The following is a 12,965-nucleotide window of genomic DNA, read 5'->3' as shown; positions in this document are numbered from 1 at the left end:
CATGAACACCAACCGGATTACGAAAACCGTTGCAGCCGCGCTTGGCCTGTCGGTCGCTTTCGCTTCCGCCGCATCGGCAGAAACGAAGACGCTCTATATCGGCATGAACGGCGGCAACATGGAAAAGGCTTATACCGAGCACGTCCTGCCGGAATTCGAAAAAGCCAATGACGTGAAAGTCGTGGTCGTGCCGGGCACGTCGGCAGACATTCTCGCCAAGGCCACCGCCCAGAAAGACAATCCGCAGATGCATGTCATGCTGCTCGATGATGGCGTGATGGTTCGCGCCATCAATGGCGGCCTGTGCCAGAAAATCTCCGACGATCCGGTTCTGGGCGATATCCAGCCCGCCGCCCGCATAAAGGATGATATGGCTATCGGCGTTGATATGGGCATGACCGGCATTGCCTATAACAAGAAGCTCTTCGACGAAAAGGGTTGGGCTGCACCGACCTCGTGGATGGACTTCGCTGACGAAAAATACGCCAATGCCGTCGTGTTCCAGTCGGCTTCGGCCTCGACATTCGGACTACACGCATTCCTGATGTTCAACCGCATTCAGGGCGGCGACGATAAGCACCTCGAGCCGGGCTTCGAGAAGTTCCCCGACATGATCGGCAAAAATGTTCTGGAATATATCCCGTCTTCGGCCAAGATTTCGGAAATGGTCCAGACCGGCGAAGCCGCACTCTTCCCGTTGACGCCAACTGGCGTGAACAACCTGAAGGACAAGGGCATTCCCGTTGAATATGCACAGCCGAAGGAAGGTTCGGTCGTTCTCGCCGTGACCGAATGCGTGCTGGCAGGCAACGGCGAGCCGGAACTGAGCCAGAAGCTGGCGCATTATCTGCTGTCAGCGGATGCGCAGAGCAAGGCGCTCGACCATGGCAATGTCATTCCGTCGAACGAGAAGGCCAAGGCCGGTACGCCGGAAGCACAGGCCAAGCTCGATGCGTTCCGCGGTTATATGCAAACCGCGAACACGCTTGATTGGGATGCTGTCAATGAAGGCCGCCAGCAGCTCAACAGCCGCTGGAATCGCACCATTGAGAAGTAAGCTCTTGTCGAAGGCCCGTTCCGGTAAACGGAACGGGCTTGGCTCCGTAACGTTAACTTCGTCGTAAAGCTCTGCCGTGGATAACAGGGTCTGCACTGGCGACCAGTACATCGTCCCGCCGCTGGCGATCCTGGTCACGGCGGGCGCCTGATTTCCAATCGTTTCCTATTCGGATACCGGTGATCTTCGCACCGCAGCGTCGAGCACACTGAGCCCTCATGCATTGCTCATTCAGCAGTGCCAACGATTCTTTCCCACTAACCGAACTTAAAGCAGCATAGGTACACGGGGTAAATTGGTTGGCACCATTCTGATTTAGAGCAAGAGTCATTAACAAGCTCGACCAGTTCCTTGTAAAGGACTTAGCTCCAATTCCAGATTGCCAGTCAAAATTCTTGGTAGTGGTCCCCCTCCATCGGCGAAAAGGCTGGTACGCTTTGAAAGGGTATGAACCGCTGCCCCCTGCCATTGGTAGATGCGCTGATTGCCAGTCAGAGTTTCGCGTATCTCGCTCCTGTCCGGATCGCGTTCCAATAAAGAAGCGCTGAGTTACATACAGATTCCAGTTGAATGCACATAAATATGCGCATATAATAATCAACCAGAGGAGCATGTGTTATGCCACGATCGGAGTCTGCCCGGACATTCAAACGCGCGACCAATCTTTCAATCGATAATGAGCTTCTTTCTGAAGCGCGCCAACATAAAATAAATATTTCGCGTGCAGCCGAGAGTGGAATTGCGCAGGCGATAGCTTCTGCCAAGTCAGCACTTTGGAAAGACGATAATCGTCCAGCGATACAAAGTTCTAATGCTTACGTCGAATCAAACGGCTTACCTCTTGAACGTTATCGTCAATTCTAATGGCGAGATATGACGTTTACTCCAATCCGAGTGGCGGCTATGTGCTCGATGTACAGGCTGATCTACTGGATGAGCTGAAAACACGTATCGTCATCCCTCTAATTATTAAAGCGCTGGCCCCCATCCCGGCGAAGCGGCTCAATCCGAGCTTCGAGATTGAAGGCGAGGAACATGTTTTGGTTACACAGTTTATGTCGGCAATTCCGGTGTCGGTATTAAAGGAACGAGTCACAAACCTTTCTGCTTCACATGACGATATCGTATCCGCGCTCGATATGGCATTTCACGGGTTTTGAACTCTACAGTTCAGTTATTCAACTGAGTGACAACATTGATAACCAGTCAGGAAATTTCCCGCTTGGCACCGGCGAACTGCTTTCGTTCATAGTGACGACTGACAAGTGCCGCACCCAATCTAATCATAATAGTGCCGCAAGTCTCACCACAACACCCAAAACTAAACTGGAGCCAAAAGCGGGGCTTTGGCAGTCGGTTGTACAAATTGGGGCAGAAAGGTCACAAAAAGATAGATCAATCCTGGGATTGAGAACCTCAACAATAGTGCTATCTCGAAACGTCTTTGATTGCGGGTTGCCGGAATGATCGTTCGTCTTGTTCTACTCAAAGAAGATGACCAGCCCAAGCCAGACGAGATAAGCAGAGCCGATAGGTCTTATGATCGCATAAACGATCGAATCATGTTCTGACAGCGAGGCAAGGCTCTTCGTAGCCGCGGCGGCCTTCAGCAACAACGCAAGAACTGGTTATCCAGTTCAATATATAGTCAAGCTCGCGCAGGGGTTAATGAGCTAGTTAGCTTTGGGTGCCGTAAATACGGGAAGCGGGTAGGTTTGCCCCAAAACAACCCCAGCTTCTCGCAAAATCTGCTCTGGCGCCGCAAATGGCTTGTGGATCCAGCGATCCGGGATTGCGGCGATCTCTGGAACCCATTTGCGTACGTAGACGCCATACATGTCAAATTTGTCGCCCTGCAAAACCGGATTGAACACACGGAAGTAAGGTGCCGCATCCATACCACAGCCAGCGACCCACTGCCAACTCCCCGGGTTGCTGGCTATATCCGCGTCCACCAACGTATCCCAGAACCATTTCTCGCCCTCACGCCAGTCGATCTGCATATTCTTGCTTAAAACCGATGCCACCAGCATTCTTACACGGTTGTGCATCCAGCCTGTCGCCCAGAGCTGACGCATACCAGCGTCAATCAGTGGGATACCGGTCTTGCCTGTCTTCCAGGCATCAATCGCCTCCGGATTGTTGAGCCAGCGGATATCAGCCAATGTGTCGCGCATGTCGTTTTCGGCAATATCAGGACGATAATAGAGCTGATGATAATGGAAATCGCGCCAGATCAGCTCAGAAAGAAATTTTTCACCGCCAGCGTGAGTGCTTTGATCATGATCCATGAGTGACAGTGTAGCATGCCATGCTTGTCGTGGACTGATTTCGCCAAAACGGAGATGGGGCGATAGTTTTGATGTACCTTCAACGTCCGGACGATCACGATCTCCGGCATAATCGCGAATAGTTGTATCAAAGAAATGATAAAGTTGGTCAATGGCAGCCGTTTCGCCGATCTTCCAAAGACCGCTCATCTTTCTGGACCAGACAGCCTCTTTGTAGTTTTTCTGCTTGGGCTTGTGTTTGACGGTCGTCGTCTCGACTCTTCGGTCTGGCGAGGGTAGTGGTCTGCTCACACCATGCTGGCGCAGTGATTTGGCATATGGTGTAAAAACTTGATAAGATCCGCCGTTGCCGGATTTGATCTCCCAGGGTTCCACCAGCAGATTGCCTGCAAAAGACTCCACGCGCAGTCCTTTGTCCTTAAAGCTGGATTTGATGATTGCATCGACTTCTCGCTCTTGAGGAGCATAACGACGGTTCCAGAAAACGGTATCAAAGCTGTTTTCCTCAATTAATTGTTCGATGATATTGAGCGCTTCGCCGTCGGCAACAATCAACTCTATATTTCGTTCATTGAGACTTTTTGCCAGCAAGTCCAGGCTCTGTTCCAGCCACCAACGGACGGCAGCGCCCGGGACACGCAATTGCGGATTGGACTCATGCACAAAAAGGACCGTGATCGCGCCACCCAGCTTGAATGCGGCATGAAGGGCAGGATTGTCAGCAAGGCGCAGATCGTTGCGCAACCATACAAGCGCTTTGGCAGTCATTCATTGATCCTTCGTTAAACGGTTGCAGGACATGTTTTCAGACGCAAAAATCTCACCATATTCATGACGAACGCTGTAATCTTCCTGGGGTTTTTCGGGGACCAGGGAAAAACGCGTTGACCTGGCCTTGCAGAGCACGGAATTTTTCACCCCGCGATTTCAGCATATGTTCTTCAAGCGCAGGGATGCCGGAGACATGCACCAGCAGCCAATACATCTGGATCGGAGCAAGAAGCGACAGCCAACTCCATGGCGATCCGGTAATTGCCATCAACGGCCACGCGCACCAGAACAGCCATTCAAAGAAATAGTTGGGATGTCTGGAATAAGCCCAAAGACCGGTTTCGCAAACTTCTGTTTTGGCTTCTGGAGTCATGCGAAACTGCGCAAGCTGCGCATCAGACAGCGCTTCACCAATCAACGCTATGGCGATGATTGCAACCCCGACCATATCCCAGACATATGGAAAACCGGGGCGACCAACCACAGCGAGATAGACAGCCAGAACCAAAATGAAGGCTGCGAGAGCCTGTATCTGCAAAAACCAATATAAGCGAACGGAAGCGTTTTCGCCCCATTCTTTTAGCAGCTTTGCATAACGCGGGTCTTCGCCATGGCGCATGCTACGCTTGGCGATATGAAAGCCAAGACGCAGCGACCACACCAGAATGAGGATCATTATAGCTAAGCGCCGTTGCCATGTCGCATCTGCAAGAATAATGGCTATGACTGAGCCCACCCCCACTGAAAACGACCAGATAGCGTCGATCCAGCCGCTTTTGCCGGTCTTTCGTTCAAGCGCCCAGGCAAATGCCATGATGGCAGACAGGCTGATGGCAACAACTAAGAGCAGACCGGGTTGCATGGCGGACCTTTATTGGGAGTTCGCTTTTCCTCATGCAATACGTTCTGTTTGTCTGCTTGGTTTCTTAAGCGGCTCAAAAAAATAAAAAAAGTTTCGTCGCGGATTGAACCAAACTTCTTCTCAAAACGTAAAACGACGAAAATGTAGCACATACGCAGCTCAACGCGCGGTGAAGAGAGGGACTATGGATATCACGAACCGTCCGGGTAGCTCCAAACGTCTCAGCGTCGCGATCATCGGCAGCGGGATTTCTGGATTATCTGCTGCATGGCTACTGTCGCAACGGCATGATGTGACTTTGTTTGAATCATCGGACCGTATTGGCGGTCATAGCAACACCGTCGAATTTGAGAGCAGTCATGGTCCTGTGGCCGTCGATACCGGGTTCATTGTCTATAATGAAGTGACCTATCCCAATCTGACTGCCCTGTTTCGCGCGCTTGACGTTCCAACAGCCGCGTCGAACATGTCGTTTGCTGTTTCAATCGGAAATGGCGCTTACGAATATTCCGGCGGTACCGGCCTAGGCCTCTTTGCCCAGTTCTCCAATCTGGTCAGTCCACGCTTCTGGTCGATGATCCGCGATCTCTTACGATTTTATCGCAATGCGCCCAAAGACCTGAGGTTCATGGGCGATGTTGCGCTTGATAATTATCTTGCACGCAATGGTTATGGCCGGGCTTTTCGTGAAGATCATCTTTATCCGATGGCGGCAGCGATCTGGTCCACCCCTGCCATGGAAGTGGGGCAATATCCGGCTGCAAGCTTCGTCCGCTTCTGTTGCAATCACGGCCTTCTAGCTCTTCGTGACAGGCCAATCTGGCGTACGGTAACTGGCGGTAGTCGGGAATATGTAAGGCGGATCACAAAGCCCTATGCAGACCGGATCAGGCTCTCAACGCCGATCAAATCCGTGCAACGCGCCGAACATTCCGTCGAGTTGATCGACGGAAACGGTATTTCCCATGTGTTCGACGATGTTGTGATTGCCACACATGCCGATGAGGCTTTGCGGATGTTGGCCGATCCGGGCGCGGATGAAAGCCGCATTCTCGGCGCGTTTCAATATTCACGAAATGAAGCGGTGCTGCACAACGATATTTCGCTGATGCCCAAACGCCGTGCGGCGTGGTCGAGCTGGAATTACCTAACCAATGCAGCAACTGGCCAGGCGCAGCCATCCATCACTTACTGGATGAACCGTCTGCAACCGCTGGGCCAAGCGCCCGAGACTTTTGTGACGCTCAATCCTTGTCGTGCACCACGCGAGGAACTGGTGATCCGTCGCGTTATCTATGAACACCCGATTTTCGACATGGCAACAGATCGTGCGCAGAAAGAAATCTGGTCCTTGCAGGGGCAGCGCAGGACATGGTTTTGCGGCGCGCATTTCGGCTCCGGCTTTCATGAGGACGGCCTTCAGGCAGGTCTTGCCGTGGCAGAAGATCTGGGCGGCCTGCGCCGTCCATGGCAGGTCGAGCACGAAAGCGGGCGCATCGTTCGCCAGAGTTTCCCTATTTGGGAAAGGGCGCTGGCATGACCGAGAACTTCCAGTCCGCACTGTTTCCCGGCCATGTGACCCATGCGCGTTTACGACCGAAGGTTCATAAGCTGGCCTATAAAATCTACTCGCTCCTGCTCGACCTTGATGAGCTGGAAGCGCTTGATTGCAAACTGAAGCTGTTTTCGCTCGACCGTTTCAATCTGTTTTCTTTCTACAGGAAAGACAGAGGCGACGGATCCGCCCAGCCGCTACGCAAGCAAGTGGAACGCGCCATGGAGGCAGCCGGAATAGTACCTGATGGTGGTGCGATCCGCCTGCTCACAATGCCGCGTATTGCGGGCTGGGCTTTTAACCCGCTCAGTGTTTTCTTCTGCTATAATTGTGGCGGTGAGCTTGTGGCGGTCCTCTGGGAGGTTGATAACACTTTCCGCCAGCGCCACGGCTATATGATCCCGGTCCAGAACTGCGATAACGGACGCATCGTACAAAGCTGCGACAAGGCTTTTTACGTCTCGCCCTTCATGGATATGAAGCTGCGATATGAGTTTGAAGTCACGCCTCCCGCAGACCAGCTTTCCATCCGCATCAACAGTTTTGATGATGAAGGCCTGCTTTTGACGGCCCGCCATCTGGCACGCCGGGTTGAGCTAAGCGACGCCACCTTGTTGCGTGCGTTTTTTTCGATTCCGTTTCTCACCTTGAAAGTGATTGGCGGCATTCACTGGGAAGCGCTGAAAATATGGTTGAAGGGCATCGGTTTACGCAAACGACCCGCAGCGCCTGAGATTTCCATTACATCTGTTCGTAACGAGACCGCCCAGCAGAGGAACAAGGCCGCATGAGCCAGCTCGACGAATATCATCAACTATCGGCATCAACCCGGACTGAACGACCGGCTTTCAGCCCCTCGGCTATCGTGTTGAAACGCCTGCTGAAGCAGGTTCAGCATGGGCGATTGGTGCTTTCGCTGCCCGACGGTGAGGTCATTGCCGTTAACGGTCGATTGCCCGGACCGGAAGCCAAAATTGCAATTGTTAAATGGAACAGCCTGCGTCGCCTGCTGACGGGCGGGGATATCGGCTTTGCCCAAGCCTATATCGAAGGCGAATGGACATCGCCCCATCTCACATCGGTCATCCGTTTTGCGGCGCGCAATCGCGATACGCTTATATCCACATTACGCGGATCTGGTTGGACGCGAGCGCTGAACCGTATCGGCCATCTGCTCAATGCAAACACGCGTCGCGGCAGCCGGCGCAACATCGAAGCCCACTACGATCTCGGCAATGATTTCTATGCCCGGTGGCTCGACCACTCGATGCTTTATTCATCAGCGATCTGGACTGAGACGACCCATAGCCTTGAAAGTGCCCAGGAGCAGAAGTTGCAGTATATTTCTGAAAAACTGGCGCTTGTGGGCGGCGAAAGAATTCTGGAGATCGGTTGTGGCTGGGGTGCCTTAGCTGGCTATCTCGCAAACTGTCGTAATGCCCATGTGACAGGAATAACCCTGTCGCCGTCGCAGCTCACCTGGGCAAAAGCCGCAGTTGAAAACGTCGGGCTCAGCGAAGCCGTTGACCTTCGCTTGCAAGATTACCGCGATATTCAGGGCCAGTTCGACCGCATTGTATCAATCGAAATGTTTGAAGCCGTTGGCGAAGCCTATTGGCCTGAATATTTCGCAACCCTGAAGCGTTGTCTCAAGCCCGGCGGTCGAGCCGTCCTGCAAGTCATTTCGATAGAAGAAACACGCTACGAAAACTATCGTCGCAAGGCCGATTTCATCCAGAAATTCATCTTTCCGGGAGGCTTTCTGCCGTCGGATAAAGTGCTTGAACGCGACCTTGCAAAGGCCGGTCTGGTTTTAAAGGAGACCGAGCATTTCGGCCGTTCCTATGCGCTTACGCTTGCCGAATGGCGTCAGCGCTTTATCGCCAACTGGCCTGAAATCGAGAAGCTTGGATTTGACGATAAATTCCGGCGACTTTGGGAATACTACCTTTGCTATTGCGAAGGTGGGTTCGAGGAAGGTGCAATCAATGTTGGGCTCTACACGATTGAACACGCTTAGACTCCACACCTACTAATGAAGGAAGCGTCGATGAAATGGATACTGACGGTCGGCATGATGATGGTATTGTTTCCCTTCTCGGCGCAGCCGGCTGAGATCAACGGTAACTGGGCGCGCGGAGATGGCAACGCGCGGGTGAGAGTTGCGGGATGCGGCAAGGATATCTGCGCGACCAACACCTGGATCAAGCCCGGAACACCAAAAGAGAAAACCGGCGACCGGCTGGTGATGAGCATCAACGAAACTGCGGACGGGCAATATTCAGGTACGGCTTTCGATCCGCAACGCAACCTGACCTACAAGATCAGCGTGAAAGTTGACGGCGACACTATGACGACCAATGGCTGCGTTCTGGCTGGCCGCCTGTGTCGCAATGTGGGCTGGACCCGCATCAAGTAAGAGAGCGAGCTATCGATGAAAGATTATCTCATAGCCTATGTGGTCACAGCGGTTGCATTTCTGGCAATCGACTCCTTTTGGTTGTCCAATATGGCGAACGTGTTTTACCGCCCTGTCATGGGTGACATGCTTGCGCCGGGTTTTCGTCTCGCACCAGCTGTCGTTTTCTATGTGATTTTCGTGTTTGGACTGGTTTTCTTCGCGGTCAAGCCCGGACTTCTGGCCGGTAGTGGTACAGTCACACTCGTTCACGGGGCGCTTCTCGGATTTGTCGCTTATGCGACTTATGATCTGACCAATCAGGCCACTTTGAAAAACTGGTCGTGGACCCTGACAATCGCAGACATGGTCTGGGGCACTGTCCTGTCTACCGCGTCAGCCTATGTTGGCTATTGGGTTACGTCGCGGATCAGCGGCTAGGTTGGAGTAAGAATATGCAAAAATGGGGTCTTCTGGCCGCCTTCGTCCTGGTCATCATTGTTGTAGGAATGGCAATCGGTATGGGTTTTCCGCCGGGCGAATGGTATGCAGCGCTTCAAAAACCTTGGTTTACCCCGCCTAACGCTGCCTTTGGCCCCATCTGGACGATACTTTATATCTTCATTGCCACTGCAGGCTGGCGCACATGGATAAACGATCGTGGTTGGCGGCGGCGCGGACCGTGGTTTGGTCAGATGGTATTGAACTTCGTCTGGACGCCTATTTTCTTCGGCGCTCACATGACCGTGCTGGGGCTTGTCGTAATCATCGGCGTCTGGCTTTGTGTGCTTTTGTTTATCATTCGCGCATGGCAACCGGATCGCATCTCGGCACTGCTATTCGTGCCTTACCTCATATGGCTATCGCTGGCGACAGCCTTGAACACGGCAATTGTCGTGTTGAACTAATCAAATAGGCGGCAATCATGCCGCCTTTTCTTTAGATGCCAATCAATGGCTGCACAAGCCGCATAAGCCAACTCTGGAACTTGAGCGGTGCGTCGGTCACCGCAAGACAGATGCAGTCGCCATCCGACGAGGCAATCGGCTGATGCACGAGATCAGCGTCCGCTTCCTCAATGTCACCGCGCGCAAAGAGCCCGGTTCCATCATGGAAACTGCCGCTCAACACCAATGTCAGTTCGCGACCGCCATGCCCATGTTCTGGCACCGGCTTTCCTGCGGGAATTCGCAAAAGTCGAACCTGCGTTTCGCTGTCTCGAGTTTCAATTGGCACCTGATAGGCACCCCGGCCAAGAGATTTCCATTTCAGGTCCGGCAAATCGCCATCGACGTAGGATCGCAGTGGTTCCGGTATCACGGCAGGCTGCTTTATCTCGAAGCGCGGTGCAGAAGGTTCCCTTGATTGCGGTGTCTTCTGCAACCTGTCTTTGAAACTATCCCATGTGGATGCTTCGAGTTTCTGCGGCTCAACCGCGTCAAGAAGCTGACCGCCAATCTGTTCAAACTGCTTGAACCTTGAACGGCAGGCCGGGCAGAGCGCAAGATGCGTGGCGACTGCGATGCTCCAACCCTCGGCCAACGTGCCCGCAGCATAGCCTGAAAGGAGTTCGTCGCTCAAATGATGCTTGATATCCATCAATGCGCTCCCGAATTATCGAGCGCTGCGCGCAATTTGTTGAATGCCAGCCGCAGGCGGGATTTAACCGTACCAAGCGGGAGGTTCAGCTTCTTTGCGATGGCGCTATGCGTGCGTTCCTCGAAATAAGCGAGTTCAAGCAAGGCGGATTGCTCCTTCGGCAAGTCGGCCATTGCAGCGCGCAACTGGCTGGCGGATTGCCGCTCGGCAATCCTCAGGTCAGCGGGTTGTTCCTCATCGGGCACAAAGGCCGGATCGGTTGGGTCGAACTCCGGGCGCCGGGCGCGTCGCACTGCATCGATGCGTTGGTTTCGTGCAATGGTGAAAATCCAGGTGGACAAGGCTCCTTTGGCAACATCGAACTGATCTGCCTTGTTCCAGACCGCAATCATAGTCTCTTGCATTAATTCTTCCGCTGTTTGCGCATCAGCAGACAGTTTGGCCATATAAGCCTTCACCCGGGGTGCGAAATGCTTGAAAATCACCTCGAAAGCGTCCACATCGCGTCGGGAACTGACCGCCAGCATCAATTCCTCCATTGAGGGCTGGTCTTCAGGTGCGGTCTGTCCATTCATCCGTATTAAACCCCATCCGCTCAGAAGTAGCGAAGCCAGAACCTGTAAATTATGCTGAGCTTCCATGTGCCACTGTTGCGAGAGGAATGAAACTTTTGTGTTCATCAGCATTATACGCAAACAGATTTAATCTGGATCACACCAGATTTCAAATGTATGGCGTCATCGCAAGCAGCACTCTCGAACTCTGATTTTTTAGCAATAAATCATGCATCAGCTAAGTGAATTCATAACAGCTGAACAAGCTCTTATTTTACCCGCGATCTTATGGCTCACCAAATGCTTTCTCGTAATTGATCTCAAACGTACGAAAGCTGTAAATCGCCGCCTCGATGCACCGCTTTTCATCCTGTTTGTCGAGCGGTACGGATTCCAGCAAAGAAACGGACTTCTTCCATCCAGCTAGATTTCCGACCTGTTTTGCTAAATGACGCGCACCATACTCGTCGCCAAGACCAAGCAATCGAGCCTTTTGGATGAGAAATGTCGCCCCCAATGCGGAACCTTCGAGCACGTATAGCGTGCCAATCGCGGCAGGCAAATCAACAGGCGTTCCAACGGGGAACTTCAATTTCGGGCTCTTCAGTTCTTCCCCGTCGGACAGGTCCGCGTAATCCTGTTGAAGGTCAGATTGAATTTTATGTTTATCCCAGTCTGAGAATATTCTTTTCAGTTCACTTTCATCCAGCAATGTTTCCAGAATCAATCTGCTGTGCCAGGTGGCCTTTAGATATTTCCTGTAGGCATTCAATGAATCGAACATGCCATATAACGAACCAAGTCTGTCAATTCTGTCGTGGTGGGGCGCGGTAGCGGCTTTCAAATCCCAACGGCGTTGCGGGACAGTGTGTTGGGTCATTAGAAAAAATTCCATCGTTCGTTAGGCTCGTAAAGACTACGTAATATCGTTTTGCCGACATTGCCAGATAGGCTTTCTAGATGGTGAGCAGTTCAAGCAGTGAACGAGGAAAACGTCATGAATAAATTCCGTGCATTACGGCGTCGTAATGCTCCTCGATTTCCTGCGTACATCTGCAGGATTTGCGCTTCAAAGCGCTTTTATCATTTATGATGAACAATCCGCGTCTGGTGGCAATAATGCCCTCGTTACGCAATTGACCAATAATGCGCGTTACAAAAGTCCTGCCAACTCCCAGCATTTCTGACAACTGATCGTGCGTCATCTCAAATTGATCTGTGCCGGTTCGTTCTGCTGCTGCTAGCAGCCATTTGGCAGTTCGCTGGGTTATGGTATGGGTCGCGTTACACGCAGCCGTTTGAAATACCTGAGCCATCAGGCAATCAGAATAGCGGGAAAACCAGTGCCGAAGCGAAATGGAATCCAGCTTCAACTGTTCGAGTGCGGCCGTTTTGATCCTGACAAAACTTCCCGAGTTACGAACGATGGCAGTGGCATAGGCGGGCAGACTTCCGTTCGACACAATCCCCCCCACAGCCCCTTCCCTTCCTATCAGCGCGATTTCGACGGCGCTATTGTCTTCATCGACCCAGCGCTGAAAACTCGCGAGCGCTGCCCCGCACGGAAACCATGTGTGAACAACGTCATCTCCCGCCTTCTGCAAAACAGCCTCCGCTTCAAGTTCGTAGAAGACCGTATGCGGCAGCAGCTTTTGTCGGTCCTCCTCATTGAGCATCATCAGAAGCAAATTGCCCGACATCTCGTGGGTCGATGTTAAATTCATACAGTCGAGTTCCTCTTTTCGCGACCGTTGTGTCCAATAGTGGACGGACGATCCTTTCGGTCTATGTTACTTTTAGACGTAATTAACGTAACCCATTGAAAAGACGTGTTTGTTTGTGTGCTCCATCATTAATAATACAATCTCAATGGATGTT

The 12,965-nt window shown here is 52.3% G+C and carries 15 protein-coding genes; 9 read left to right on the top strand and 6 right to left on the bottom strand.

Annotated features, from left to right (window positions below; translation table 11 throughout):
• Position 1: 1 nt before the first annotated feature.
• From QLQ11_RS23205 to QLQ11_RS23195, 3 genes are all read left to right on the top strand, one after another.
• Positions 2-1,057 carry an ABC transporter substrate-binding protein gene (locus tag QLQ11_RS23205; protein WP_121539656.1) on the top strand — a complete coding sequence of 352 codons (1,056 nt, stop codon included), beginning with the start codon at positions 2-4 and terminating at the stop codon, positions 1,055-1,057.
• A 618-nt stretch (positions 1,058-1,675) separates the two neighbouring features.
• Complete coding sequence (locus QLQ11_RS23200) at positions 1,676-1,921, top strand: type II toxin-antitoxin system CcdA family antitoxin (RefSeq protein ID WP_283735325.1); 246 nt, start codon at positions 1,676-1,678, stop codon at positions 1,919-1,921.
• Entirely contained in the window at positions 1,921-2,217 is a 297-nt protein-coding gene (locus QLQ11_RS23195) for a CcdB family protein (RefSeq protein ID WP_171318171.1), read from the top strand. The genes QLQ11_RS23200 and QLQ11_RS23195 overlap by 1 nt, the downstream gene beginning before the upstream one ends.
• Before the next feature lie 513 nt (positions 2,218-2,730).
• Here QLQ11_RS23195 and QLQ11_RS23190 read toward each other — a convergent pair.
• Together QLQ11_RS23190 and QLQ11_RS23185 are read right to left on the bottom strand one after the other, a co-directional pair.
• Entirely contained in the window at positions 2,731-4,116 is a 1,386-nt protein-coding gene (locus QLQ11_RS23190) for a deoxyribodipyrimidine photo-lyase (RefSeq protein ID WP_121539623.1), read from the bottom strand.
• A 61-nt stretch (positions 4,117-4,177) separates the two neighbouring features.
• Positions 4,178-4,981, bottom strand: a complete 804-nt coding sequence (locus tag QLQ11_RS23185) for a DUF1295 domain-containing protein (protein WP_121539624.1) — start codon at positions 4,979-4,981, stop codon at positions 4,178-4,180.
• A gap of 184 nt (positions 4,982-5,165) precedes the next feature.
• Here QLQ11_RS23185 and QLQ11_RS23180 point away from each other — a divergent pair, with 184 nt between their 5' ends.
• The 6 genes from QLQ11_RS23180 to QLQ11_RS23155 are packed head-to-tail and all read left to right on the top strand — an operon-like array spanning position 5,166 to position 9,842.
• Positions 5,166-6,521 carry an NAD(P)/FAD-dependent oxidoreductase gene (locus QLQ11_RS23180; RefSeq protein WP_121539625.1) on the top strand — a complete coding sequence of 452 codons (1,356 nt, stop codon included), beginning with the start codon at positions 5,166-5,168 and terminating at the stop codon, positions 6,519-6,521.
• Positions 6,518-7,327 carry a DUF1365 domain-containing protein gene (locus QLQ11_RS23175; protein WP_109365788.1) on the top strand — a complete coding sequence of 270 codons (810 nt, stop codon included), beginning with the start codon at positions 6,518-6,520 and terminating at the stop codon, positions 7,325-7,327. The genes QLQ11_RS23180 and QLQ11_RS23175 overlap by 4 nt, the downstream gene beginning before the upstream one ends.
• Positions 7,324-8,556 carry a cyclopropane-fatty-acyl-phospholipid synthase family protein gene (locus QLQ11_RS23170; protein ID WP_283735326.1) on the top strand — a complete coding sequence of 411 codons (1,233 nt, stop codon included), beginning with the start codon at positions 7,324-7,326 and terminating at the stop codon, positions 8,554-8,556. The genes QLQ11_RS23175 and QLQ11_RS23170 overlap by 4 nt, the downstream gene beginning before the upstream one ends.
• 30 nt (positions 8,557-8,586) lie before the next feature.
• Positions 8,587-8,955 carry a DUF2147 domain-containing protein gene (locus tag QLQ11_RS23165; RefSeq protein WP_283735327.1) on the top strand — a complete coding sequence of 123 codons (369 nt, stop codon included), beginning with the start codon at positions 8,587-8,589 and terminating at the stop codon, positions 8,953-8,955.
• A gap of 15 nt (positions 8,956-8,970) precedes the next feature.
• Complete coding sequence (locus tag QLQ11_RS23160; protein WP_109365785.1) at positions 8,971-9,375, top strand: DUF2177 family protein; 405 nt, start codon at positions 8,971-8,973, stop codon at positions 9,373-9,375.
• A gap of 14 nt (positions 9,376-9,389) precedes the next feature.
• The gene (locus QLQ11_RS23155; RefSeq protein WP_109365784.1) at positions 9,390-9,842 is read left to right on the top strand and encodes a TspO/MBR family protein; all 453 of its coding nucleotides are present in this window, start codon (positions 9,390-9,392) and stop codon (positions 9,840-9,842) included.
• Between the two features lie 31 nt (positions 9,843-9,873).
• Here the strand turns inward: QLQ11_RS23155 and QLQ11_RS23150 are convergent, their stop codons facing one another.
• From QLQ11_RS23150 to QLQ11_RS23135, 4 genes are all read right to left on the bottom strand, one after another.
• Positions 9,874-10,533 carry a ChrR family anti-sigma-E factor gene (locus tag QLQ11_RS23150; protein WP_109365783.1) on the bottom strand — a complete coding sequence of 220 codons (660 nt, stop codon included), beginning with the start codon at positions 10,531-10,533 and terminating at the stop codon, positions 9,874-9,876.
• Complete coding sequence (locus QLQ11_RS23145; protein WP_114217186.1) at positions 10,533-11,072, bottom strand: sigma-70 family RNA polymerase sigma factor; 540 nt, start codon at positions 11,070-11,072, stop codon at positions 10,533-10,535. Before QLQ11_RS23145 ends, QLQ11_RS23150 begins: the two co-directional genes overlap by 1 nt.
• A 301-nt stretch (positions 11,073-11,373) precedes the next feature.
• On the bottom strand, positions 11,374-11,967 hold the full coding sequence (locus tag QLQ11_RS23140; protein ID WP_283735328.1) for a biliverdin-producing heme oxygenase: 594 nt from the start codon (positions 11,965-11,967) through the stop codon (positions 11,374-11,376).
• 115 nt (positions 11,968-12,082) lie between these two features.
• A complete protein-coding gene (locus tag QLQ11_RS23135; protein WP_109365780.1) occupies positions 12,083-12,811 on the bottom strand; it encodes a Crp/Fnr family transcriptional regulator in 729 nt (242 codons plus the stop codon).
• Between the last annotated feature and the right edge of the window lie 154 nt (positions 12,812-12,965).

It is taken from the genome of Ochrobactrum sp. SSR (genome assembly GCF_030067775.1).
In the GTDB taxonomy this organism is placed as follows: domain Bacteria; phylum Pseudomonadota; class Alphaproteobacteria; order Rhizobiales; family Rhizobiaceae; genus Brucella; species Brucella teleogrylli.
The sequence above is the reverse complement of the archived record's forward strand: the minus strand, read 5'-3'. Positions and strand labels throughout refer to the sequence as shown.

Bases quoted from the DNA above. Each gene is read 5' to 3' on its own strand.
- QLQ11_RS23205 (WP_121539656.1), top strand. From the start codon at position 2: ATGAACACCAACCGGATTACGAAAACCGTTGCAGCCGCGCTTGGCCTG.
- QLQ11_RS23200 (WP_283735325.1), top strand. From the start codon at position 1,676: ATGCCACGATCGGAGTCTGCCCGGACATTCAAACGCGCGACCAATCTT.
- QLQ11_RS23195 (WP_171318171.1), top strand. From the start codon at position 1,921: ATGGCGAGATATGACGTTTACTCCAATCCGAGTGGCGGCTATGTGCTC.
- QLQ11_RS23190 (WP_121539623.1), bottom strand. From the start codon at position 4,116: ATGACTGCCAAAGCGCTTGTATGGTTGCGCAACGATCTGCGCCTTGCT.
- QLQ11_RS23185 (WP_121539624.1), bottom strand. From the start codon at position 4,981: ATGCAACCCGGTCTGCTCTTAGTTGTTGCCATCAGCCTGTCTGCCATC.
- QLQ11_RS23180 (WP_121539625.1), top strand. From the start codon at position 5,166: ATGGATATCACGAACCGTCCGGGTAGCTCCAAACGTCTCAGCGTCGCG.
- QLQ11_RS23175 (WP_109365788.1), top strand. From the start codon at position 6,518: ATGACCGAGAACTTCCAGTCCGCACTGTTTCCCGGCCATGTGACCCAT.
- QLQ11_RS23170 (WP_283735326.1), top strand. From the start codon at position 7,324: ATGAGCCAGCTCGACGAATATCATCAACTATCGGCATCAACCCGGACT.
- QLQ11_RS23165 (WP_283735327.1), top strand. From the start codon at position 8,587: ATGAAATGGATACTGACGGTCGGCATGATGATGGTATTGTTTCCCTTC.
- QLQ11_RS23160 (WP_109365785.1), top strand. From the start codon at position 8,971: ATGAAAGATTATCTCATAGCCTATGTGGTCACAGCGGTTGCATTTCTG.
- QLQ11_RS23155 (WP_109365784.1), top strand. From the start codon at position 9,390: ATGCAAAAATGGGGTCTTCTGGCCGCCTTCGTCCTGGTCATCATTGTT.
- QLQ11_RS23150 (WP_109365783.1), bottom strand. From the start codon at position 10,533: ATGGATATCAAGCATCATTTGAGCGACGAACTCCTTTCAGGCTATGCT.
- QLQ11_RS23145 (WP_114217186.1), bottom strand. From the start codon at position 11,072: ATGGAGGAATTGATGCTGGCGGTCAGTTCCCGACGCGATGTGGACGCT.
- QLQ11_RS23140 (WP_283735328.1), bottom strand. From the start codon at position 11,967: ATGACCCAACACACTGTCCCGCAACGCCGTTGGGATTTGAAAGCCGCT.
- QLQ11_RS23135 (WP_109365780.1), bottom strand. From the start codon at position 12,811: ATGAATTTAACATCGACCCACGAGATGTCGGGCAATTTGCTTCTGATG.